Here is a 22,792-nt window from a genome sequence, read left to right on the forward strand (position 1 = left end):
CTGTCTGAAAGAATTTTCAGACAGGCATTTTATTGAGCAAATTTCGCTTATTCTACGGTAACCGATTTGGCCAAGTTACGCGGTTTGTCTACATCGGTGCCGCGTGCCAGAGCTGCGTGGTAAGACAGCAGCTGCACGGGAATGGTGTGGACGATCGGTGACAGGATGCCGACATGGCGCGGAGTGCGGATCACGTGTACGCCTTCGCCTTCGTTGAAATTGCTGTCCAGATCGGTGAACACAAACAATTCGCCGCCGCGGGCGCCGACTTCCTGCATATTGGCTTTCACTTTGTCGAGCAGGTTGTCGTTCGGTGCAATCACGACTACCGGCATGTTTTCGTCTACCAGTGCCAATGGGCCGTGTTTCAGTTCACCGGCCGGATAGGCTTCGGCGTGGATGTAGGTGATTTCTTTCAGTTTCAATGCACCTTCGAGGGCGATTGGGTAGTGGATACCGCGGCCGAGGAACAGCGAGCTGTTTTTCTTGGCAAATTTTTGCGCCCAAGCGGCGATTTGCGGTTCCAGATTCAATACGTGCTGGATGCTGCCCGGCAATTGGCGCAATTCTTCGATGTAGGCGTGTGCCTGCTCATCGCTGACATGGCCGCGCATTTTGCCGATGGTTACCGCCAAGCCGAACAATACGACAAGCTGAGTGGTGAAGGCTTTGGTAGAAGCTACGCCGATTTCGGCACCGGCGCGGGTGTAGAGCACCAGCTCGCTTTCGCGCGGCAGGGCGGATTCCATGACGTTACAAATGGAAAGGCTGTGTTTGTGGCCCAATGATTGGGCGTATTTCAGCGCTTCCATGGTGTCCAGCGTTTCACCGGATTGGGAAATGGTGATAATCAGCTGTTTGGGGTTGGCGATAACGTCGCGGTAGCGGTATTCGCTGGCGATTTCCACGTCGGTCGGCACTTTGGCAATGCTTTCCAGCCAATATTTACTGGTGAGTGCGGAATAATAGGAGGTGCCGCAAGCGAGGATTTTGATGCTGTCGATATTATTGAATACTTCGCGGGCATTTTCACCGAAGTTTTCCGGCTCGAAACCGCCTTCAAGGAATACTTCTGCGGTATCCGCGATGGCCTTGGGCTGTTCGTGGATTTCTTTTTGCATGAAGTGGCTGTACGGGCCCAACTCCAGTGAAGCAAGCGACAATTCGGAAACTTTCACTTGGCGTTCGGGGCTGTTGCCGGTTTTATCAATCAGTTTTTCAATACCGTTGGCTTTCAAAATGGCAATGTCGCCATCTTCCAGATAAACAATGCGACGGGTAAAGGCGATGACGGCGGATACGTCGGATGCGATAAAGGTTTCTTGGTCACCCAGGGCAACCAGCAGCGGGCAGCCCATGCGTGCGACAACCATTTCTTCTGGGTTGTCTTGTGCAATCACGGCAATGGCGTAAGCACCGTGGAAGTTTTTGGTGGCCGATTTGACAGCTTCAAACAGGTTGCCGCCGTTTTGGCTGTATTCGTGTTTGACGCTGTGCGCGATCACTTCGGTGTCGGTTTGGGATTCGAATTCGTAACCCAGACCTTGCAGGCGGGTGCGTTCTTCTTCGAAGTTTTCGATGATGCCGTTGTGTACCACGGCAATCAGGCCGCCCGAAATATGCGGGTGGGCATTGGGCTCGGTAACACCGCCGTGTGTGGCCCAGCGGGTGTGGCCGATGCCGATGTGGCCGAACAGGCCTTTTTCTTTTGCTGCGTCTTCCATCAATTGTACGCGGCCGACACGGCGCACGCGTTTGATTTTTTCGCCGTTGAACACGGCGATGCCTGATGAATCGTAACCGCGGTATTCAAGACGTTTGAGGCCGTCGGTTAAAAAGTCTACTACATTATGGTTGGCGCGGATGGCGCCGACGATACCGCACATAAAAGTTCCTTAGTACCAAGGTTTATCAATAAAATTCAGGCCGCTGACTTTCAGACAGGCCTGAAGGGGAAAGCGTAAACTCAAGCGTTGTTTTTATCTTCTTTTTTGGGGCGCACCCAGCCTTCGATGATGGTCTGGCGGGCACGGGCCAGTACCAGCGTATCTTCGGGGCAGTCTTTGGTAATCACGCTGCCGGCACCGGTAGTGGCGCCAGTGTTGATGGCGACCGGGGCAACAATCATGCTGCCGGAGCCAATGAAGACATCGTCGCCGATTGAGGTTTTGTGTTTGTTGACGCCGTCGTAATTACAGGTGATGGTACCGGCGCCGATATTGGTTTTGCTGCCGATTTCGGCGTCGCCCAGATAGGTGAGGTGGTTGGCTTTGCTGCCGACCCCCATCACGGTGTTTTTTACTTCGACGAAGTTGCCGATGTGCACTTCGTCGCTTAAGCGGGCATTCGGGCGCAAACGGGCGAACGGACCGATGGCGGCGTTTTTACCGACTTCGCAGCCTTCGAAATGGGAGAAAGGCTGCACCACAGTACCCTCGGCAATGGTGGCGTTTTTAATCACGCAGTTGGCGCCGATTTGTACGTTGTCGCCCAAGACTACGGTACCTTCGAATACGCAGTTCACATCGATGACAACGTCTTGACCGTGTTGCAGGCTGCCGCGCAAATCGAAGCGTGCGGGGTCGCGCAGGGTAACGCCGGCTTTTAACAGCGCTTCGGCTTGGTTGTTTTGGAAAATGCGTTCCAGCTCGGCCAGTTGCAGCTTATTGTTAACGCCGGCGGCCATGTAGCTGGCGGCAACTTGCACCGGATGTACGTTGATGCCGTCGGCATTGGCCAAGGCAATCAAATCGGTTAAGTAATATTCGCCTTGTGCGTTGTTGCTGGAGAGGCTGTTCAGCCAGCCTTCCAGTTTGGCATTGGGTAAAACCAGAATACCGGTGTTGATTTCGCGCACTGCTTTTTGCTCGGCATCGGCATCTTTTTCTTCGACAATCGCCACCACTTTGCCGTCTTTGCGGATAATGCGGCCCAAACCGGTGGGATCTTCCGGAACATCGGTTAACAGGCCGACTTCGTTACCGGCTGCTTCCAGCAGTGCTTCCAGAGTTGCTTTATCAATCAAGGGAACATCACCGTAAAGTACCAGCGTACCGCCTTCTGCGGGCAGGTGCGGCAATGCCATTTTAACGGCGTGACCAGTGCCTAACTGTTCGGTTTGTTCTACCCAGTTTACATTGCGCTTGACTTGTTCCAGCACCATTTCTTTACCGTGGCCGATGATGACGCTGATGCCGGCCGGGTTCAGGCTCTGCGCGGTATCGATGACGCGCTCGACCATGGGTTGGCCGCCGATTTGGTGCAATACTTTAGGCAGTTTGGAATACATGCGCGTGCCTTTGCCCGCGGCAAGAATAACGATATGCAGATTGGTATTCATAGTTAAAGAGAATTCCGTTTTCAAATGAGATGAACGATGTTGTTTGTTTTATTGTCCGGTACTATCCGGGTTTGCCGGTTGTTCCCAGTAGGTGCCGCGTACGTTTTCCGGCTGCCCTTGCGGCAAAACGGCGTGTTGTTCCGGGCGGAATTGGTTGTTGCGCATATTGCGGGAATAGGTGCCGTCTTCATAGTACACGCGTGTACCTTGCGGATATTTTTGGCGCAATGAAGTGCGGCCTTCGGCATTCTGATAGGTTTCCCACGAACAACCGCTGATGGCAGTGGCGGCCAGCAGAACAAAGACGAAATGGCGCATAAAAATCCTTTACAATAATAACAATGTTGATTTGCTGGGGTATAATAACGCAAGATATTGACTGCTGTTAAGAATGTGCAGATTCTTTGCGGGTTAAACCGTGTTCTTGAGCCCAGTGCTGCAGTGCGGCGAAATCTTTTGCGGCGAAATCAACGAACGGCAAATCGTGGCTTTGCTGGCCGAACCAGACAGTGCGCATACCCAGCTTTTGGGCGGTATGCAGATTGTCGGCGCTGTCGTCAATCATAATGCAGTCGGCGGGTTGGGTTTGCAGTAAGCGACAAACGGTTAAATAGGCTTGGTCGGCGGGTTTATAGTGCAGGCCGAAATTGTCGGTTCCCAAAAGGGCATCGAAGTAAACACCCAATCGCATGGCCGAGGTGAGTGCGGCGACATAAAAAGAAGGTGCGTTTGAGAACACGGCTTTTCGACCATGCAAATTAGCTAAGGTTTCCGAAACCTTTTCCATTGGTTGCAGTGCGGCGAGTATTGGTTCCAAAGGATGGCTTTGCAGCAGGAAGTCGTGTATGTCAATTTCCGGGTGATGTAATTGTAAACCGGCTAAAGTAGCACCGTAGCGGTGCCAATAGTCTTGGCGCAGGTGTGAGGCTTCATCGTGGCTTAATTGTAGTTTTCGTGCCATGTAGCCTGTCATATGACGGTTGATTAGTTGGAAGATTCTGGCATCTGCGTGGTGCAGGGTGTTATCTAAATCGAATAACCAAACGGGTGATGTGGACATAGAAATTTTGCCGCAAGAGCGGGCTTGCATTATAGAATGTTACATCTTACAAAATGGTGGAGAAAACAACAATGAAGCGACGGCTGTTTTTAGCAATAGGTGCAATAGGTATGGGCGTATTGGCGGCGGCGTGTTCGCCGGAGAAAAAGGCGGAGCAGAAAGCGCCGCCTACGGAGGTGCGTTTGGCAGTGCACAAGTCGTTTGATTTGCCGCAGCCTTTGATTGCCAAGTTCGAGCAGGAAAATCATGCCAAAGTGAACGTGATTAAAGTGGGCGGCGGCGGCGAGTTGGTGAACAAGCTGATTTTAAGCCGTGCCAAGCCGGTAGCGGATGCGGTATTCGGTTTGGACAACACCACCTCGGCCAAGGCGCGCGAAGCGGGGGTGTTGGCCGACAACCAGCCGGCGAGCGCCGAAACCGATACGCCTTTGTACGGCGCGTTGGCAGTGGATTACGGCTATGTAACACTCAATTACGATAAGGCTTGGTTTGAGAAGCATCGGGTGCCTTTGCCAAAATCCTTGGATGATTTGGCCACGCCTGCTTATAAAAATTTGCTGGCGGTACCCAGCCCGGCTACTTCCGGCGCGGGCTTAGGGTTTCTTTTGGCGAACATTCAGGCGATGGGGGAAGAAAAAGCGCTGGCCTGGTGGGGCAAAATGCGTGCCAACGGCGTGAAGGTTACGCCCGACTGGAATGCGGCTTATTACACTGAGTTCAGCCAAAACGGCGGTGCACGGCCTTTGGTGGTGAGCTATGCCACGAGCCCGGCGGCGGAAGTGTTTTTCAGCAAGGGCAAATATACGGAACCGCCTACCGGTAATCTCTTTTTGCAAGGCGGGGTGTTCCGCCAAGTAGAGGGCGCGGCGGTATTGCGCGGGGCGGAACAGCCGGAGTTGGCGGCCAAATTGGTGCAATACCTGCAAAACGGCGACGTGCAAAAAGCGATTCCGGAGTCGATGTGGGTATATCCTGCGGTGAAAGGCACGCCCTTGCCGCCGTCGTTTAAATCCGCCGAGCAGCCGAAATTCAGCAACAATCCGAGCGAGGTCGATATTCAGGCGAACCGCCAGCGCTGGGTAGAGGGCTGGCTGCGGGTAGTGGAAAAATAAGCGCCGCTTTGCGGTAAAGGCAAAACGGGATGGGCGAGTGTTATTCGAAAAGATGGCACGCGACATCCCGTTTTTTATCAAAATCGGGGATGAAATGCGGGAAAATGACCCTATCTGCCGTTTAAATCGAATGATAATGCCTGTCTGAAAAGACTCCTATAGGCAAACTCAATCCGTAAACCGCTATCCTTTATGATAGGATGACATTCATCTTTTCAGACAGGCATTTGCTGTATTCAACCCACACCCCAGCGAGAAGACTTATGCAAAACTCCGTATTACTCAATCTGGCCGACGAGCCGCGTTACCATGAAATCGCCACCGCCGACATCAAGCCTGCCATGCAAACGGCGATGGAAGAAGCCCGCCGGGCGATTGCCGAAATCAAACAACAGCCGCAAGCAACTTGGCTCAATACCGTTGAGCGCCTGACCGACATTACCGAGCGGGTAGGCCGCATCTGGGGCGTAGTGTCGCACCTCAATTCGGTGGTCGATACGCCCGAATTGCGTACCGAATACAATGCGCTGATGCCGGAGGTAACCGTCTTTTTCACCGAAATCGGCCAAGATATCGAGCTTTACGAGCGTTTTAAAGCGATTAAAGCCTCGCCTGAGTTTGACAAACTCGATGACGCACGCCGAACCAAGCTGCAACACGATTTGCGCGATTTCGTATTGAGCGGCGCCGAATTGCCGCCCGCCGAGCAGGAAAAATTTGCCCAACTGCAAACCGAAGGCGCGCAACTGGCCGCCCGCTTCAGCCAAAACGTATTGGATGCCACCGATGCCTTCGCCATCTATCTGGACAACGACAGCCGTTTGGCCGGCATTCCCGACGATGCCAAAGCCATGTTTGCTGCTGCTGCCCAAGCCGAGGGCAAAAGCGGTTATAAAATCGGCTTGCAGATGCCGCACTATCTTGCGGTGATGCAATATGCGGACGACCGCGAGCTGCGTTCCGACGTGTACCGCGCTTATGTTACCCGCGCCAGCGAGTTCGGCAATGCAGATTGGGACAACACCGGCAACATCACCCGCCGATTGGAAATCGCCTTGGAAGAAGCCCGCCTGCTCGGCTTTGCCAACTATGCCGAGCTCTCGCTCTATACCAAAATGGCCGAATCACCCGCACAAGTGCTCGATTTTCTGCGCGATTTGTCCAAACGCGCCAAGCCGTTTGCCGAAAAAGATTTGGCCGAAGTGCAGGCCTTCGCCCGCGAAACGCTGGGTATTGAAGAGCCGCAGGCTTGGGATTTGACTTACGCCGGCGAAAAACTGCGCGAAGCCAAATACGCCTTCTCCGAAACCGAAGTGAAAAAATATTTTCCGGCAGGCAAAGTGTTGGCCGGATTGTTTGCGCAAATCCACCGTTTGTACGGCGTGAACTTTATCGAGAAAACCGTACCCGTTTGGCATCACGACGTGCGCTATTTCGAATTGGAAAAAGGCGGTGCCATCATCGGCGGCGTCTACATGGATTTATACGCCCGCGAAGGCAAGCGCGGCGGCGCGTGGATGAACGACTACCGCGGCAGACGCCGCTTCCTCGCCGAAGATAAAGCCGGCCGTATCCAAACACCGGTGGCCTATCTGGTGTGCAACTTCACCCCGCCGGTAAACGGCAAAGAAGCGCGCCTCTCGCACGACGAAATCATCACCCTGTTCCACGAAGCCGGCCACGGCCTGCACCACCTGCTGACACGCGTCGACGAATTGGGCGTATCCGGCATCAACGGCGTGGAATGGGACGCGGTGGAATTGCCCAGCCAGTTTATGGAAAACTTTGTGTGGGAATACGAGGTGTTGGCCGAAATGTCGGCGCACGAAGAAAGCGGCCGCCCGCTGCCGCGCGAGTTGTTCGACAAAATGATAGCCGCCAAAAACTTCCAGCGCGGCATGTTTATCATGCGCCAGATGGAGTTCGGCCTGTTCGATATGCTGATTTACAGCGAAAGCGATCCGGCCAAGCTTGCCGGTTGGGCCGAAACCCTGCAACAGGTGCGCCGCGAAGTGGCGGTGGTGCAGCCGCCGGCCTTCAACCGTTTTGCCAACAGCTTCGGCCATATTTTCGCCGGCGGTTACGCCGCAGGCTATTACAGCTACGCTTGGGCCGAAGTATTGAGCGCCGATGCCTACGCCGCCTTCGAAGAGAGCGATGATGTGAAAGCCACCGGCGCGCGTTTCTGGAACGAAATCTTGGCGATGGGCGGCTCGCGCAGCGCGATGGAATCGTTCAAAGCCTTCCGCGGCCGCGAACCGCAAATCGATGCGCTGCTGCGCCACAGCGGTTTTGATGACGCGGCCTGATGCCGGATTAAGCAGTCAAATGCTGAAACTTTTGAAAAATGTCCATCTGCAATGCTTCAAATGCGCCGCAGATGGACATTTTGCAAAGTTCTCTGCCTGTCTGAACACTTTTTCAGACAGGCATTTTTTGAGATAAGCAGTTTAATTGTCAGATACGGTCGGAGACCTTACGAGTCATTTCGGCAGCTTAAAAATCTACGTGATACTCGGGCTTGACCCGAGTATCTTTTTGCTTTCAATCACTCTCAACAAGACGGGATAGTCGGGCCGCCAAGCCCGGGAAGGGCGGAACGGTTATTGAACAAGCGGTTTAACTATAGGCTCTGCCCGAATTACTCCGCAGCCAAGCGCAGGGCTTGTTGCCACAAGCTTTGTTTGTCGGCGGTTTTCAATTTTTTCACTGCGGCTTCCTGTTTGCTGGCGTCCGAGCGGTTGAGGTGTTGGTGCAACAGACGCATTTCCAGCGGTTTGCGGATGCGGGTGTATTTGGCGCCTTTGCCGCTACGGTGGGCGGCAAAGCGCTCGGCGGGGCGGTTGCTGATGCCGCAATAGAGCGAGCCGCCTTCGCACAAAATCAAATAAACGCTCCAGCCACCGGATTCGTCGGTATCGGCAGGAGCGGTGTCGGCGCAATGGTACATAGCTTGAAATACATATTAAAAAGTTACGGGGCAATGGTTTGGGCGGCGGCAAAACTCTGTTGCAGCACGCGTAAAACGGCTTCGGTTTTGGCGGATTGTACGCGGTAAGAGGTAACGGCGTACAGGCTGACGGTAGGCAGCGTCCACTCGGGCAATACGGTTTGCAGGCTGCCTTCGGCGAGGGCGGTGCTGATTTCGCCGGCCAGTTGCAGCGAAAGGCCGAAGCCGCCCAAGGTGAGGGTGTGGACGGCGCAAAGTTGGTTGCAATAGAGGCTGTTGTCGATATGCAGCGGGTAGGTTTCCGTGCCGCGGCGCATTAGATGGTGTATCGGCAGGCGGTTGATCCAGCGGTGGCGGTGCAGCGCTTCGGGTTCGGTGATGGGCTCGTGCGCATCGAGGTAGGCGGGGGCGGCGCAAATCCGCCACGGCCAAACGGCCAGCGGCCGGGCGATTAAATCGGGGGCGTCCAGCGCGGTATCGCCGCCGCGCAGGGCGATGTCGAAGCTTTCCTGTTGCAGGTCGGCCAGATGGTCGTTCAAATATAAAACCGGGCGGATGGCGGGAAATTCGTGTTGCAGCCGTTTGAAAGCGTTTTGCCAGGCCGGGGCGTGGATCAGGGAGGAGGTTAGGGTGATGCGGACTTCGCCGGCGGCTTCGGTTTTGAGGTTGTCGAGCGCTTGCTGGGTGTCGGCCAGCGTTTGTTGCAGGCGGCGGCAATAGCTGCCGATGCTCAGGCCGGCGTCGGTGGGTATTAGGCGGCGGGTGCTGCGTTGCAGCAGTTTCACCCCGTGCAACGCTTCCAGCCGCGAGATGTGCTGGCTGACGGCGGACGGGGTCATGCCGAGTGCGGCGGCGGCGGCATGCATGCTGCCGTGTTCGAGTACGGCGGAAAAGACCAGCAGTGGTTTGATGTCTTGCATAATATCGGCGGATTTTATTAAGTTCGACTTAATAATATATACAGTGAAACGGGGATTATCAAGGGTTTCAGACAGGCATATACTGCATCCATCGAAATCAAACGCATCCATTAAACATCTTGAAAGGAAATATCATGAAATTCGCAGTAATCGGTGCAACAGGTTATGTCGGCAGCGCAGTGGTGAAAGAATTGGCCGGCCGCGGCCACGAGGTAACGGCGTTTGCCCGCAATACCGATAAAGTTTGGCAAAACGAAAACGTCAAAGCAGTGGCCGCCGATGTATTGTCGGATGGGTTCGCCAAAGAGTTGCAAGGCTTCGATGCGGTGATCAGTGCTTTTAATCCGGGCTGGAGCAATCCGAATATCGGCGCGGACTATAGCCGCGGCGCGGCGGCGATTGTGGAAGCGGCCAAAGCGGCGGCGGTGCCTTATCTGTTGGTGGTCGGCGGCGCCGGCAGCCTGTATGTGGCGCCCGGCCTGCAAGTGATCGACACCCCGGATTTCCCGCGCGAGATTTACGACGGAGCCGATGCCGCCCGCCGCCATCTGGCTGATTTACTGCCGCGGCGTGATGTGAACTGGGCTTTTGTATCGCCGCCCGCCCGTTTGGGTGCGGATGCCGGCTTCAGCGAAGAGAAAACCGGCCGTTACCGCTTGGGACAAGACGATTTGCTGCTGGACGGCGATGGCGCCGCCGGCATCAGCGTGGCCGATTTGGCGGTGGCGATTGCTGATGATGTAGAGCAAAAAGCGCATCTGCACAGCCGGTTTACCGTGGCTTCGGCATAAATTCCGGTTTCAAATACTTTAAATGCCTGTCTGAAAACGCAGCTTACGTTTTCAGACAGGCATTTGGCTTTTATAGACTGTTCAGTCAGTACAAGTCGGGCGGATAACCCTGTTTTATGTTTAATAGTAGCTTAACAGCGGCCGGCTGCTTTCAGCAAAGCATTGCACTGTCCTGCTCCTTTGTGTGCGCCGCCTCCTGAACAAATAGCATCAGAAGTAACCACGCCAATCACAGATGGTGTACTGGTGACATAGCACTGGCTTGTACGTTTGCCTGTAGTGGCGGTAAAGTTGATACGTAGACCTTCGTTACTGCGGTTGCTGATGGTAATCGCCTCTGCATTCGTTCCTAAGGCAAAAGCGGCACGTTCTTTCAGTTTCTGATCGGAAACGGTTGCGTTATTGATGGTGCTGCAACCAGCAAGTGTCAGACCGATGGCAACCAAGGCTGTTAAACGGATATTCATAAGTTTTCCTTCTTAATTTGATGAAATCAATAGTCTGAAAATCTTAGCATTCAAATGTTAAAGTTTCAACTGATTGAGTTAAAAATATCAAAGCAGGGGTGTTGTGATGGGGACAAAATGCCCGGATTGACAATTTTGAAAGAAATGGAAAGTGTGGGATTTAAAGGCCATACTTTCGCTAAGGCTCTGCCACGCCTTAGCTCAAAAAGAACGATTTTGCCAGCCGCTTAACCGTGTCACACAATGCCTGTCTGAAAAAATCTTTTCAGACAGGCATTTGGCTTTTATAATATTCAGAAAAAATGATTCTTTTATTTTATTCCATGTTACAACCGAAGGAACAGAATGATGTTAAGCGAAGCAAGCCGTGAGATTGTTAAAGCCACCGTACCGGTACTGGAGGCGCACGGAACCGAGATTACCCGGGTGTTTTACCGCAATATGTTTGCCGATCATCCGGAGTTGCTGGATATTTTTAATCAGGCCAACCAAAGCCAAGGACGGCAGCAAACGGCGCTGGCGGCTACGGTATTGGCGGCGGCCAAACATATCGACCGCTTGGAGGATTTGTTGCCCGAAGTGGTTCACATCGCTCACAAACACCGTGCTTTGCAGGTGAAGCCGGAACATTATCCGATCGTCGGCGAATACTTGTTGGGTGCCATCAAAGAAGTGCTGGGCGAGGCGGCGACGCCTGAGATTCTGGCGGCTTGGGGCGAGGCTTACGGCGCAATTGCCGGCGTTTTTACCGGCGTGGAAAAAGAAATGTACCAACAGGCAGCCTGGCCGGATTTTGCCGAATTTACCGTAACCGGCAAACGGCAAACCGGCAGTGATATTGTCGAATTCACCGTATCGCCCTTGGCGGTAAAATTGCCCGAAATCCAAGCAGGACAATACATTACGGTGCAGGTAAGGCCCCAGCCGGGTGCTCATTTGGCGCTGCGCCATTATTCCATCTGCTCGACGGATACCGCGGGCGGTTTGAAATTTGCGGTGAAGCGCGACAATGGCAACGGCCATTGTGGGGTGGTGTCGAATTATCTGCACGACCGGATTGCGGTGGGCGACGTACTCAAACTTTCTGCGCCCGCTGGCGACTTTCTCTGGCAAAACGGGCAAAATCCGGTGGTGTTTCTCAGCGCGGGCGTCGGTATTACCCCGATTCTTGCGATGTTGCAGGCCCAGTTGGCGGCCGATGATGCCCGTGAAATCATCTGGGTACACGCCGCTGCCGATGAAGCGGCGCAGGCCTTTAAAGAAGAGAGTGCCGCTTTGCTGGATCAAGCCCGGCATGCCGTGAGCCACGTGTTTTACAGCCGTAAGGGCGAACGGATAACGCAGGAGTGGCTGAAAGAAAATACGCCTGAAAACGCGACGGTTTATTTGTGCGGCTCGATGGCTTTTATGGATAGCATGGCCGGTATTTTCGAATCGTTCGCCCGGCCGCAGCAAACGGTTTGTTTCGAACCGTTCGGCCCGAAAATGAGCGTAGCGGTATAAATACAGCGAAAAAACCGAATGCCTGTCTGAAAACATTTTCAGACAGGCATTTTATCGTTTGTTTGATAACAGCTTAATGTTTTGATTGATTGTCCGTTATCAAAAAAACTGCTGCGGAAAGTGTTTAGAATAAAGCTTCTAGATTATGTTTCGCCATAAAACACCTCAAACAGCAGAAAGCAAAAAAATGGACATCATTCAAACCGATGTGGCGATAGTGGGCGCCGGCGGCGCCGGTTTGCGTGCGGCGATTGAAATCGCACACACCGCACCCGACAAAACCGTACACCTGATTTCCAAAGTTTATCCGATGCGCAGCCACACCGTGGCGGCGGAGGGCGGTTCGGCCGGCGTGGTGCGCGACGACGACTCGCTCGAAAACCACTTCAACGACACCGTTTCGGGCGGCGACTGGCTGTGCGAACAGGATGTGGTGCAGTATTTCGTCGAGCACGCCACCGAAGAAATGATTCAAATGGAACACTGGGGCTGCCCGTGGTCGCGCCTGCCCGACGGCCGCGCCAATGTACGCCGTTTCGGCGGCATGAAGATTCCGCGCACTTGGTTTGCTGCCGACAAAACCGGCTTCCATATGCTGCACACTTTGTTCCAAACTTCGATGCAGTATCCCAACATCAAACGCTTGGATGAACATTTCGCGCTTGATTTGTTAATTAATAACGGCGAATTGGCCGGTGTGTTGTGCTACGGCCTGCAAGAAGGCGTGGTGCGCGCGGTGCAGGCGAAAAGCGTGATTATCGCCACCGGCGGCGCGGGGCGCGTGTTTGCTTTCAACACCAACGGCGGCATCGTTACCGGCGACGGCATGGCGATGGCCTACCGCCACGGTGTGCCGCTGCGCGATATGGAGTTTGTTCAATACCACCCCACCGGCCTGCCCGGTTCGGGCATTCTGATGACCGAAGGCTGCCGCGGCGAAGGCGGTATTCTGGTGAACAAAGACGGCTACCGCTATTTGCAGGATTACGGCTTGGGCCCGGAAACGCCCATCGGCGAGCCGAAAAACAAATATATGGAGCTGGGGCCGCGCGACCGCCTGTCGCAGGCGTTCTACCACGAATGGAAAGCCGGCCGCACCATCAGCACGCCGCGCGGCGATGCGGTGTATTTGGATTTGCGCCATCTGGGCGAAGACTTCATCAACGAGCGGCTGCCGTTTATCCGCTCGCTGGCGCAGAAATTCGTCGGTGTCGATCCCGTGCACGAGCCGATTCCGGTGCGCCCGACCGCGCACTACACCATGGGCGGCATCGAAACCAACCAGCGTTGCGAAACCCGCATCAAAGGGCTGTTTGCCGTAGGCGAATGCTCTTCGGTGGGCCTGCACGGTGCCAACCGTTTGGGCTCCAATTCGCTGGCCGAGCTGTGCGTATTCGGCAAAGTGGCGGGTGAAGATGCGCTGAAACACGCGCAAACCGCCGGCAGCGGCTTGAGCCGCGAAGCGTTCGCCGCATTGGCGGAGGAGGCCTACCAACCGTTTGCCGAGTTGAAAAACCGCACCGGAGGCACCGAGAAACCGGCCGACATTCGCCGCGAACTGGGCGCGATGATGGAGGCAGAAGTGGGCATTTACCGCAGCGCCGAAAACGGTGCGCGTGCCAAAGCCGCCATCCGCGATTTGAAAGCACGCTATCAGAATGTGCGCGTAACCGACCATTCCGATACTTATAACACCGACTGGATGACCACGGTTGAGTTGGGCTACCTGCTGGATGTGGCCGAGGCGATGATTTATTCGGCCGATGCGCGCACCGAATCGCGCGGCGCACACCAGCGTTTGGATTTCCCCGAGCGCGACGATGAAAACTTCCTCAAACACACCCTGAGTTTCTACCGTGGCGCGCAAGAGCCACCGCAGATTGAATACAGCAGCGTGTTGATCACCCAATCGCAGCCCGCCAAACGGGTTTACGGTGCCGAAGGGGAGAAAAAATCATGAGCCATACCATCAAACTGGAAGTGATGCGCTACCGCCCGGGTGTCGACGAAAGACCGTGGCCGCAGGCATTTGAAATCGAGTGGACGCAGGACATGTCGATTCTGGATGCACTCGCCCTGATTAAAGACGATTTCGAACCGGAGCTGGCCTACCGCTGGTCGTGCCGCATGGAAGTGTGCGGCTCGTGCGGCATGGTGGTCAACGGCGAACCGAAACTTGCCTGCTCCACCTTTGTGCGCGATTACGCCGCAGTGGGCAAAATCACTGTCGGCGCGCTTGATCAGTTCCCCATCGAAAAAGATTTGATTGTGGATGCCGATCCGTTTATCGCAAAACTCGAGTCGGTCAAACCCTATATCATCAATAAAAAACCGCGCGCGCTGGCTGATAAGGAATACCGACAAACACCCGCCGAGCTGGCCAAATTCAAGCAATACACCATGTGTATCAATTGTATGCTGTGTTATCAGGCCTGCCCGCAGGTGGGTTTGAACGCCGATTTTCTCGGCCCGGCCGCCACCGCGCTGGCGCACCGCTACAACCTCGACAACCGCGACACCGGCAAGGCCGAACGCTTTAAAGTGATGAACGACGAAAACGGCATCTGGCCATGCACGTTTGTGGGTTACTGCTCGGAAGTATGCCCGAAACACGTCGATCCCGCCGGCGCCATCCAGCAGGCCAAAGCCGCCGCCGTACCTTCTTGGGCCTTGTCTTTGCTGAAAAAAGAGGGAGAATCACGATGAGCCGCAAACCGTATACCGCCAAACAGCCGGCCGGTTGGTACCGGCAAAACCGCTTTTTCAAGCTTTATATGCTGCGCGAATTAACCAGCGTGCCGGTGGCGCTGGCGGCGCTGAATCTGTTTGCGGGTTTGGCCTGCCTATCCGGCAGTTCGGATGCTTGGGCCGCTTGGATTAATGTGCAGAAACATCCGCTGATGCTGATATTCAACCTGTTTGCCATCGCCGCCGCTGGTTTCAACAGCAAAACCTGGTTTGAAGCCGTACCCAAGGCAATGCCGATACAGAAAGGCGAGAAATTCGTGCCTGCGCAAAAATTGGTGCGCGCCGCTTGGTATGTTTTTGCCGGCGTGTTCCTATTATTGGTGCTGATGACCCTGATCGCTTCGTAAAACGGGAGAAAAATATGAGCAATAAACACATGAAACCTTTGTATTGGGGCATTTTCTCTGCCGGCGGTACGGTGGCGGCACTGGTGTTGGCGCCCTTGATTGCCGTATTGTGCATCCTGCTGCCGTTCGGCGTACTCGGCAATGCCGGTGAGTTTTACCGCAGCCTGCACGGCATCATCAGCGATAAATTCGTGTATTTCATCGCGGCTGCGCTGTTGTTTGCCATTTTGTGGCACGGCGTACACCGTTTTTACTACATCCTGCATGATATGCATTTTCACGTCGGCAACCGTACCCGTTGGGGATTTTACGGTTTTGCGACGGCGGTGTTTCTGTTGATGGTATTAATCGGCTGGTTTTAACCCGCTATAGATTGCCAAACCCCATGCCTGTCTGAAAAATTTTTTCAGACAGGCATGGGGTTTGGCAATCTGCTGCTTACGGTATAATTACACGTTCTTCCTTTCATTTTTTCTTTCCTATGCCCCGCACCGCTTCTTCGGCTTTTTTGCGCCGCCTCTCGTACCACTTGCGCCAAGGCGGCTTGTTGGCGTATCCGACCGAGTCTTGCTACGGCATCGGCTGCCTGCCGCGCAACAACCGGGCGCTGCGCCGTTTGGTGCGTCTGAAAAAACGGCCACAGGATAAAGGCATGATTGTCATCGGCGACACAGTGGAACAGTTGCAGCCTTTGCTGCGCCCGTTGGACAAACCGACGCTGGCGGAACTCAAACGGCAATGGCCGGCGCGCAAAACCTTCCTGCTGCCGGCCGATAGCCGCCTGCCGCCCTTATTGCGCGGCCGCGGACGCAGCAAGTTGGCGGTGCGGGTGCCGGATCACGCTGTCGCACGCAGCTTGTGCCGCCAACTGAATACGCCGCTGGTGTCGACTTCCTGCAACCTTGCCGGACGCCAGCCGGTTAAAACCGAGCGGGAAGCACGCCGCCTCTTCGGTCGGCGTTTGATGATAGTCGGCGGCCGCATCGGCAATGCCCGCACCCCCAGCCAGATTATCGATTGGGCGAGCGGCCGCCGTTTGCGCTGATGCTGTTTTGTAAGTTACCGCCACCGGTCGAGCGTTTCGGCGGGCTTTTTTGCCACACTGTCGTATACAGCGTTATCCGGCAGCGAAGTCGGTAATTTTCCGTAAAACACTACTTTTATCCGATAAATCCGCCGATTACCTTGCGGCTTACCGTTGGTAGCGTTTGCAGGCCTAAAAGAAAAACATACATGAATGTATTTAAACGTAAATGCCTGTCTGAAACATTGCTACAAAGTGTCGTAATTTAATAAAATGTAATCATTTGAATTTAAGCGCCCGGCTTTTTACGCCCATGACCACCCCGTTTATCGAAATGCAGGACGTTGCGTTTGCCTATGGCGAACGCACCATCCTCAACAATGTGAATCTCAGTATCCGCCAAGGTACGTTTGCCGCCATTATGGGCGGCTCCGGCAGCGGCAAAACCACGCTGATGCGCCTGATTACCGGCCAGATTCATCCGCAACAGGGAAGGGTATTGGTAGACGGCCGCGATCTGGCCGCTTTGTCGCACGGAGAATTGTACGAACACCGGCGCCGTATGGGCGTGTTGTTCCAACAAGGCGCGCTGTTTACCGATCTTTCGGTTTACGACAACATCGCGTTTCCGATGCGCGAATTAACCAAACTGCCCGAGCGGGTGATTCGTGATTTGGTGATTTTAAAATTGAACGCAGTCGGCCTGCGCGGGGTCGAACATTTAATGCCTGCCGAACTTTCCGGCGGAATGTCGCGCCGCGTGGCGCTGGCGCGCACCATCGCGCTTGATCCCGAGCTGATGCTGTATGACGAGCCGTTTACCGGCCTTGATCCGATCTCGCTGGGCGTGATTGCCCATTTGATCAGCCGCATCAACAGCGCTTTGCGCTCCACCAGCGTGATGGTTACCCATGATATCGAGCAATCGTTGAAGATTGTCGATCAGGTGATTTTTCTCGCACACGGTGAAATTGTGTTTTCCGGTTCGCCTGCTCAGATGCGCGAGTTGGATTCGCCTTGGGTGCGCCAGTTTGTCGGCGGGGAGCCGAACGGGCCGGTAGCTTTCCGCTATCCGGCACCGACTACTTTGCAACAGGATTTGTTGGATAAACCATGAGTAACCCGATTTACCGGTGGGATACCGTTTGCTTTGCCGCCGAACATGAAGACCCGGATGATTTGCATGAAAAACTGCATCAGTGGATTGCGAAAAACTTCAAATTGTCCCATCGCGGTATTCCGTTGCATGTAATGTGCATGGCCGCGCACGCTTGCGGCTTCGAGTGGCATGTTACCGATTACCGCTTGGGCGACACTGCGATTTTACTGTTCCAAGGCCGCGGCAACGGCGGCAGCCTGAGCTTGGCTGCCGAAGAATATAAAAGCGATATTTTGCGCATTGTGCGCGAGCAAATAAGTTAAACCCTTTTCAGACAGGCATATAGGGTCGCAATGCCTGCCTGAAATAACCGCATAACCGCACGGTGCAGTTTCTGTGGGGCGGGCATTTACTTCGAACGATATATGAATTTTTTTCGTACTCTCGGCGCCAAAATTTTGAATTTTCTGCAAGCATTAGGCAGCGTTTGCCTGTTTTTGCTACAGATTCTGGCCCATTCCGGTACCGCCGTTACCCGTTTCCGTTTGAGCATACGCCAGATTTATTTTGCCGGCGTGTTATCGGTGCTGATTATTGCCGTTTCCGGCTTATTTGTCGGCATGGTATTGGGTTTGCAGGGCTATACCCAGCTTGTGAAATTCAAGTCGGCCGATATGTTGGGCTTTATGGTGGCCGCATCGCTGTTGCGCGAATTGGGGCCGGTGCTGGCAGCCATTTTGTTTGCCAGCAGTGCCGGCGGGGCGATGACCAGCGAAATCGGCCTGATGAAAACCACCGAACAGCTGGAAGCAATGAATGTGATGGCAGTCAATCCGGTGGCGCGTGTGGTGGCGCCGCGGTTTTGGGCGGGCGTATTCTCCATGCCCCTACTGGCCTCGATTTTCAATGTGGCCGGTATTTATGGCGCCTGGTTGGTCGGCGTGCAGTGGCTGGGCTTGGACAGCGGCATTTTTTGGTCGAATATGCAGAACAATATTTCGTTCGGTTACGATATCCTCAACGGCCTGATTAAATCCGTCTGCTTCGGCGTAGCGGTGACCCTGATTGCCGTACATCAAGGCTTTCACAGTGTACCGACTTCCGAGGGCATCTTGCGCGCCAGTACCCGTACCGTAGTTTCCAGTGCGTTAACCGTATTGGCGATTGATTTTATTTTAACCGCATTTATGTTTACCGAGTGACGACATGAAAAGAAGTACTTTAGAAATCTGGGTCGGCCTGTTTGTGGCACTGGGCATTGCTGCCATCGCCTTCCTCTCGTTGCGCGTCGCCCAAGGAATGCCGTGGGGCAGCTCCGCCCAACAAACTTATACCGTTTATGCCGATTTCTCCGACATCGGCGGCTTGAAAGTGAAGGCGCCGGTGCGTACCGCCGGCGTGTTGGTCGGCCGGGTTTCCGATATACAGCTTGATCCTAAAAGCTATCAGGCCAAAGTCAGCCTGGCGTTGGACGGACAATATAAGTTCAGCAGCGATGTGAGCGCGCAAATCCTGACTTCCGGCCTATTGGGCGAGCAATACATCGGTCTTGTCCAAGGCGGCGATACCGAGGATTTGAAAGCCGGCGATACCATTACCTTAACCAGCTCCGCGATGGTATTGGAAAACCTGATCGGCAAGTTTATGACCAGTTTTACCGAGAAAAACGCCCAATCTTCGCCCGGCGAGGCAGCCGCCAGCGATGCCGGGCAGCAATAAATCCAACATTTTTAAGAATTGAAATTCGATAACACACAAGGAATCCGTAAATGAAAAAATCAGCATTGATTTCCGCTTTGAGCATCGGCGTGATGAGCATCAGCATGGCGTTTGCCGCGCCGCAGGACGCAGTTAACCAGGTGCGCGGTAACGCCACCGAAGTATTGAATATTTTGTCTAAAGCCAACGGCAGCAACAATGCCACCGTGCGCAAACAAGCCGAAAATTATGCGGTGCCGTATTTCGATTTCGAACGCATGACCGCACTGGCCGTCGGCAACCCTTGGCGTACCGCCACACCGGTGCAACGCAAGGCGCTGACCGAGCAATTCAAAACCCTGTTGATCCGCACTTATTCCGGCACCATGCTGCAATACAAAAACGCCAAAGTAAATGTATTGAACAACCCGCAAGTGAATAAAGGCGGCCAAGAAGTCGTGGTGCGCGCCGAGATTCAGCAGCCTGGCGGCCAAAAAGTGGGCATGGACTTTACCACTTACCAAAGCGGCAACAAATACCGTGTTTATAACGTAGCGGTGGAGGGCGCAAGCTTGGTAACCGTTTACCGCAACCAGTTTGGCGAAACCATCCGCAACAAAGGCATAGACGGCCTGATTGCCGATTTGAAAGCAAAAAACAGCAAATAAATATGCAAATAGAAATCCGTGACGGCATTTTGCTGCTTGGCGGCGATATCACCGTCAGCACGCTGAACGACAGTGATCTGCAAAGGTTTGAGCGAGCCTGCGCCGATCCTGCCGTCACGCAAATCGATTTATCGGGTATCGGCCGCGCCGATTCGGCCTGTTTGGCACTGTTGCTGATTGCGCGCCGCCGCCAACCGCCGGTCAGCTTTTTGCAGCTGCCCGCTTCGGTACGCGCGCTGGCTGAACTTTACGAAATCAACGATTGGATCAGCACATGAAAAATACCACTGCCGGCGTTTTGACCGCGCTGATGCTGGCTGCACCGTTAGCCGCATGGGCCGAAAGCAATCCGCAAGACCCTTATGAGGGTTACAACCGTTTTATGTTTAAAATAAACGATACCGCCGACCGTTATGTTTTGACGCCGGTGGTTCGCGGCTACCGTTATGTGACCCCGAAGCCGGTGCGCACTGGTGTAAGCAATTTTTATAACAACCTGCGCGATGTGGTCAGCTTCGGCAGCAATGTATTGCGGTTGGATGTGAAACGCGCCAGTGAAGATTTGGTGCGCGTGGGCATCAACACCACTTTTGGTATAGGCGGTTTGATCAATATTGCCGATGCCGGCGGTATTCCGAACAACAAAAATACCTTAGGCGATACTTTTGCCAGCTGGGGTTGGAAAAACAGCAATTATTTTGTTTATCCCCTAAGCGGCCCCTCTACCGTACGCGATGCCGTCGGTACCACCATTATCAGCGTTTACCCGGTTGACAACGCGATTTTCCAAAGCAGTGCAAGCCGTATTACTGCCAAAGCGCTCAATGCGGTGAACCGTCGCGAAGAGTTATTGGATTTAACTGATAACCTCGACGATGCGGTATTGGATCCTTATACTGCTACCCGCGATTTATATATGCAGATGCGTACCCGTCAAGTCGGCGGTAAATTACCCCAGGCAAGCAATGATGATGTGGATATCGATGAATTGGTGGCTCCGGATAGCAGTGGGGACAGTTCCATAGATATGGGCACGGATAATGCCAATGCAGCACAAGCAGCTGCTCCTTCCGTTCCGGCAGACGATTACACCCGTAATCCCGATGGTTGGGTACCGGTTGCACCATCGGCTGAAACAACTTCTTCGCAATAAAAACGATCTAAAGCAAATGCCTGTCTGAAAACTTTTCAGACAGGCATTTCTTTTAAAATAAAAGAAAAAAGCCATCCGCTTTAACGGATGGCTTTTTCTACCGGCTTTGCCCGGTATAGCGGATTTAATTACTTCGATACAAGGCAGCAAGCCGAAGACAGTACAAGTAGTACGGAACCGATTCTGTTGCCGCTTTAGCGGCTTACAAAATCGTTCTCTTTGAGCTAAGGCGCAGCAGAGCCTTCGCGAAAGTTAAGTTAATCCGCTATAAAAGGTTGAAACGCTTTGCGGCCTTACACCACACCTTGCGCCAGCATCGCTTCGGCCACTTTCTTGAAGCCGGCGATATTGGCACCGTTTACATAGTTGATATAACCGTTTTCGCTGCCGTTGGCCACGCAGTTTTCGTGGATGTTTTCCATAATGCCGAACAAGCGGTGATCCACTTCTTCCCGGTCCCAAGACAAATGGATATGGTTTTGGCTCATTTCCAAGCCGGAAGTGGCCACGCCGCCGGCATTGGAGGCTTTGCCCGGAGCATAGAGAATTTTGGCGTTTACGAAGGCTTCGACCGCACCCAAAGTAGAAGGCATATTGGCACCTTCGGCTACGCAGAAGCAGCCGTTGGACAACAGGGTTTTCGCATCAGCCTCATCCAATTCGTTTTGGGTGGCGCAAGGCAATGCCACATCGCACACCACCCCCCACGGTTTTTGGTTTTCAAAGTATTGCAGGCCTTGTTCTTGGGCGTATGCCGACAGACGCAGGCGGCGCACTTCTTTCAGTTCGATCAATGCGGCCAGTTGTGCTTCGGTCATGCCGTTGTCACCAAACAATACAAAGCCGTTGGAATCGGATACGGTTAAGACTTTCGCGCCTAAATGAATGGCTTTTTCCGCTGCGTATTGGGCCACGTTGCCCGAGCCGGAAATCACGACTTTTTTACCGCTGAAGGTATCATTGCGGGTTTTGAGCATGCTGTCGGCAAAGTAAACCGTGCCGTAGCCGGTGGCTTCCGGGCGGATCAGGCTGCCGCCGTATACCAAGCCTTTGCCGGTTAATACGGAAGTAAACTCGTTGCGGATGCGTTTGTATTGGCCGTACAGGAAGCCGATTTCGCGACCGCCCACGCCGATGTCGCCGGCCGGGATGTCGGTGTCGGCGCCGATGTGGCGGTAGAGTTCGGTCATAAAGGCTTGGCAGAAACGCATCACTTCACCGTCGGATTTGCCTTTGGGATCGAAGTCGGAGCCGCCTTTGCCGCCGCCCATCGGCAGGGTGGTCAGTGCGTTTTTAAATACTTGTTCGAATGCCAGGAATTTCAGTACGCCCAAGTCTACGGTGGGGTGGAAGCGCAAACCGCCTTTGTAGGGGCCGATGGCGGAATTCATTTGTACGCGGTAACCGCGGTTGACTTGCACTTGGCCTTTGTCGTCTACCCAAGAAATACGGAACATGATCACGCGTTCGGGTTCGACAATGCGCTCGAGCAAGCCGTGTTGGGTATATTTCGGGTTTTTTGCTAAAAAAGGAGCCAGGCTGCCGAACACTTCTTCAACCGCTTGATGGAATACGGGTTGATTGGGATCACGTTGTTTGATATTTTTAAATAATGTATTTAAGTCAATCATTTATATTTCCTTGTGTAGAAAAAAGACATCGGAGTCAGAATGTTGAATAACTGTGAAAACCGTTTTGAAGAGGGGGGTGCGGTAAGCAGGCAATCGTGTGCAGAAAGGTTTTCGATAGAATATGATTTTGCGTTGTAAAAAAGGATAGTGAGTCTAGCAAGTATCTACTTATCTTGGCTAGAAAAAATTGTATTTTTAGGCAACATTTTTCTATATCGACCGTCGGGCAGAATGCTGGCTTGCAAAGCGCGATATAAGTAACATCATATCTTTACATGACA

24 protein-coding genes are annotated in these 22,792 nt (G+C 53.7%); 16 read left to right on the forward strand and 8 right to left on the reverse strand.

All coding sequences use genetic code 11. The features are described 5' to 3' along the window. Window positions 1–47: 47 nt before the first annotated feature. The 4 genes from glmS to Q4C79_RS03835 form a co-directional block, all read right to left on the reverse strand. Entirely contained in the window at window positions 48–1,886 is a 1,839-nt protein-coding gene (glmS, locus tag Q4C79_RS03820; protein ID WP_303089708.1) for a glutamine--fructose-6-phosphate transaminase (isomerizing), read from the reverse strand. A gap of 80 nt (window positions 1,887–1,966) precedes the next feature. Further along, on the reverse strand, window positions 1,967–3,340 hold the full coding sequence (glmU, locus tag Q4C79_RS03825; protein WP_303089709.1) for a bifunctional UDP-N-acetylglucosamine diphosphorylase/glucosamine-1-phosphate N-acetyltransferase GlmU: 1,374 nt from the start codon (window positions 3,338–3,340) through the stop codon (window positions 1,967–1,969). Between the two features lie 48 nt (window positions 3,341–3,388). Beyond that, window positions 3,389–3,658, reverse strand: coding sequence for a spore cortex protein (locus Q4C79_RS03830; RefSeq protein ID WP_303089710.1), 270 nt, complete (start codon window positions 3,656–3,658; stop codon window positions 3,389–3,391). Between the two features lie 67 nt (window positions 3,659–3,725). Further along, window positions 3,726–4,400 (reverse strand): pyrimidine 5'-nucleotidase, encoded by a 675-nt coding sequence (locus Q4C79_RS03835; RefSeq protein WP_303089711.1) that lies wholly within the window; start codon window positions 4,398–4,400, stop codon window positions 3,726–3,728. Window positions 4,401–4,510: 110 nt separating this feature from the next. On the opposite strand from Q4C79_RS03835, the gene Q4C79_RS03840 reads away from it, so the two are divergent. Together Q4C79_RS03840 and Q4C79_RS03845 are read left to right on the forward strand one after the other, a co-directional pair. Next, entirely contained in the window at window positions 4,511–5,512 is a 1,002-nt protein-coding gene (locus Q4C79_RS03840; RefSeq protein WP_303089753.1) for a thiamine ABC transporter substrate binding subunit, read from the forward strand. Window positions 5,513–5,775: 263 nt separating this feature from the next. After that, window positions 5,776–7,821 (forward strand): M3 family metallopeptidase, encoded by a 2,046-nt coding sequence (locus Q4C79_RS03845; RefSeq protein WP_303089712.1) that lies wholly within the window; start codon window positions 5,776–5,778, stop codon window positions 7,819–7,821. A gap of 332 nt (window positions 7,822–8,153) precedes the next feature. Here Q4C79_RS03845 and Q4C79_RS03850 read toward each other — a convergent pair whose 3' ends face one another. Both Q4C79_RS03850 and Q4C79_RS03855 read right to left on the reverse strand, forming a co-directional pair. Then, the gene (locus Q4C79_RS03850) at window positions 8,154–8,462 is read right to left on the reverse strand and encodes a GIY-YIG nuclease family protein (RefSeq protein ID WP_303089713.1); all 309 of its coding nucleotides are present in this window, start codon (window positions 8,460–8,462) and stop codon (window positions 8,154–8,156) included. Window positions 8,463–8,485: 23 nt separating this feature from the next. After that, window positions 8,486–9,382, reverse strand: a complete 897-nt coding sequence (locus Q4C79_RS03855) for a LysR family transcriptional regulator (protein WP_303089714.1) — start codon at window positions 9,380–9,382, stop codon at window positions 8,486–8,488. Window positions 9,383–9,516: 134 nt separating this feature from the next. On the opposite strand from Q4C79_RS03855, the gene Q4C79_RS03860 reads away from it, so the two are divergent. Next, window positions 9,517–10,173, forward strand: coding sequence for an NAD(P)-dependent oxidoreductase (locus tag Q4C79_RS03860; RefSeq protein WP_303089715.1), 657 nt, complete (start codon window positions 9,517–9,519; stop codon window positions 10,171–10,173). A 131-nt stretch (window positions 10,174–10,304) separates the two neighbouring features. Here the strand turns inward: Q4C79_RS03860 and Q4C79_RS03865 are convergent, their stop codons facing one another. After that, a complete protein-coding gene (locus Q4C79_RS03865; RefSeq protein WP_303089716.1) occupies window positions 10,305–10,640 on the reverse strand; it encodes a hypothetical protein in 336 nt (111 codons plus the stop codon). A gap of 345 nt (window positions 10,641–10,985) precedes the next feature. Between Q4C79_RS03865 and Q4C79_RS03870 the strand changes: the two genes are divergently transcribed. From Q4C79_RS03870 to Q4C79_RS03930, 13 genes are all read left to right on the forward strand, one after another. Further along, window positions 10,986–12,143 (forward strand): globin domain-containing protein, encoded by a 1,158-nt coding sequence (locus tag Q4C79_RS03870; RefSeq protein ID WP_303089717.1) that lies wholly within the window; start codon window positions 10,986–10,988, stop codon window positions 12,141–12,143. Window positions 12,144–12,330: 187 nt separating this feature from the next. After that, a complete protein-coding gene (frdA, locus tag Q4C79_RS03875) occupies window positions 12,331–14,103 on the forward strand; it encodes a fumarate reductase (quinol) flavoprotein subunit (RefSeq protein WP_303089718.1) in 1,773 nt (590 codons plus the stop codon). Further along, a complete protein-coding gene (locus tag Q4C79_RS03880; protein WP_303089719.1) occupies window positions 14,100–14,849 on the forward strand; it encodes a succinate dehydrogenase/fumarate reductase iron-sulfur subunit in 750 nt (249 codons plus the stop codon). The genes frdA and Q4C79_RS03880 overlap by 4 nt, the downstream gene beginning before the upstream one ends. Then, complete coding sequence (locus Q4C79_RS03885) at window positions 14,846–15,238, forward strand: hypothetical protein (protein ID WP_303089720.1); 393 nt, start codon at window positions 14,846–14,848, stop codon at window positions 15,236–15,238. Before Q4C79_RS03880 ends, Q4C79_RS03885 begins: the two co-directional genes overlap by 4 nt. A 14-nt stretch (window positions 15,239–15,252) precedes the next feature. Next, the gene (gene frdD, locus Q4C79_RS03890; RefSeq protein ID WP_303089721.1) at window positions 15,253–15,600 is read left to right on the forward strand and encodes a fumarate reductase subunit FrdD; all 348 of its coding nucleotides are present in this window, start codon (window positions 15,253–15,255) and stop codon (window positions 15,598–15,600) included. A gap of 119 nt (window positions 15,601–15,719) precedes the next feature. Further along, on the forward strand, window positions 15,720–16,283 hold the full coding sequence (locus tag Q4C79_RS03895) for an L-threonylcarbamoyladenylate synthase (RefSeq protein WP_303089722.1): 564 nt from the start codon (window positions 15,720–15,722) through the stop codon (window positions 16,281–16,283). A 292-nt stretch (window positions 16,284–16,575) separates the two neighbouring features. Continuing rightward, complete coding sequence (locus Q4C79_RS03900; RefSeq protein ID WP_303089723.1) at window positions 16,576–17,379, forward strand: ABC transporter ATP-binding protein; 804 nt, start codon at window positions 16,576–16,578, stop codon at window positions 17,377–17,379. Then, entirely contained in the window at window positions 17,376–17,684 is a 309-nt protein-coding gene (locus tag Q4C79_RS03905; protein ID WP_303089724.1) for a hypothetical protein, read from the forward strand. Before Q4C79_RS03900 ends, Q4C79_RS03905 begins: the two co-directional genes overlap by 4 nt. Window positions 17,685–17,786: 102 nt before the next feature. Next, entirely contained in the window at window positions 17,787–18,563 is a 777-nt protein-coding gene (gene mlaE / locus Q4C79_RS03910) for a lipid asymmetry maintenance ABC transporter permease subunit MlaE (RefSeq protein WP_303089725.1), read from the forward strand. A 4-nt stretch (window positions 18,564–18,567) separates the two neighbouring features. Continuing rightward, window positions 18,568–19,080 carry an outer membrane lipid asymmetry maintenance protein MlaD gene (gene mlaD / locus Q4C79_RS03915; protein ID WP_303089726.1) on the forward strand — a complete coding sequence of 171 codons (513 nt, stop codon included), beginning with the start codon at window positions 18,568–18,570 and terminating at the stop codon, window positions 19,078–19,080. A gap of 50 nt (window positions 19,081–19,130) precedes the next feature. Further along, on the forward strand, window positions 19,131–19,727 hold the full coding sequence (locus Q4C79_RS03920) for a phospholipid-binding protein MlaC (protein WP_303089727.1): 597 nt from the start codon (window positions 19,131–19,133) through the stop codon (window positions 19,725–19,727). 2 nt (window positions 19,728–19,729) lie between these two features. Beyond that, complete coding sequence (locus Q4C79_RS03925; protein WP_303089728.1) at window positions 19,730–20,005, forward strand: lipid asymmetry maintenance protein MlaB; 276 nt, start codon at window positions 19,730–19,732, stop codon at window positions 20,003–20,005. Continuing rightward, window positions 20,002–20,880, forward strand: coding sequence for a VacJ family lipoprotein (locus Q4C79_RS03930; RefSeq protein WP_303089729.1), 879 nt, complete (start codon window positions 20,002–20,004; stop codon window positions 20,878–20,880). Before Q4C79_RS03925 ends, Q4C79_RS03930 begins: the two co-directional genes overlap by 4 nt. Before the next feature lie 293 nt (window positions 20,881–21,173). Here the strand turns inward: Q4C79_RS03930 and gdhA are convergent, their stop codons facing one another. Further along, on the reverse strand, window positions 21,174–22,511 hold the full coding sequence (gene gdhA / locus Q4C79_RS03935; protein WP_303089730.1) for an NADP-specific glutamate dehydrogenase: 1,338 nt from the start codon (window positions 22,509–22,511) through the stop codon (window positions 21,174–21,176). Between the last annotated feature and the right edge of the window lie 281 nt (window positions 22,512–22,792).

Source organism: Neisseria sp., from assembly GCF_030523955.1.
Classification (GTDB): Bacteria; Pseudomonadota; Gammaproteobacteria; order Burkholderiales; family Neisseriaceae; genus Neisseria.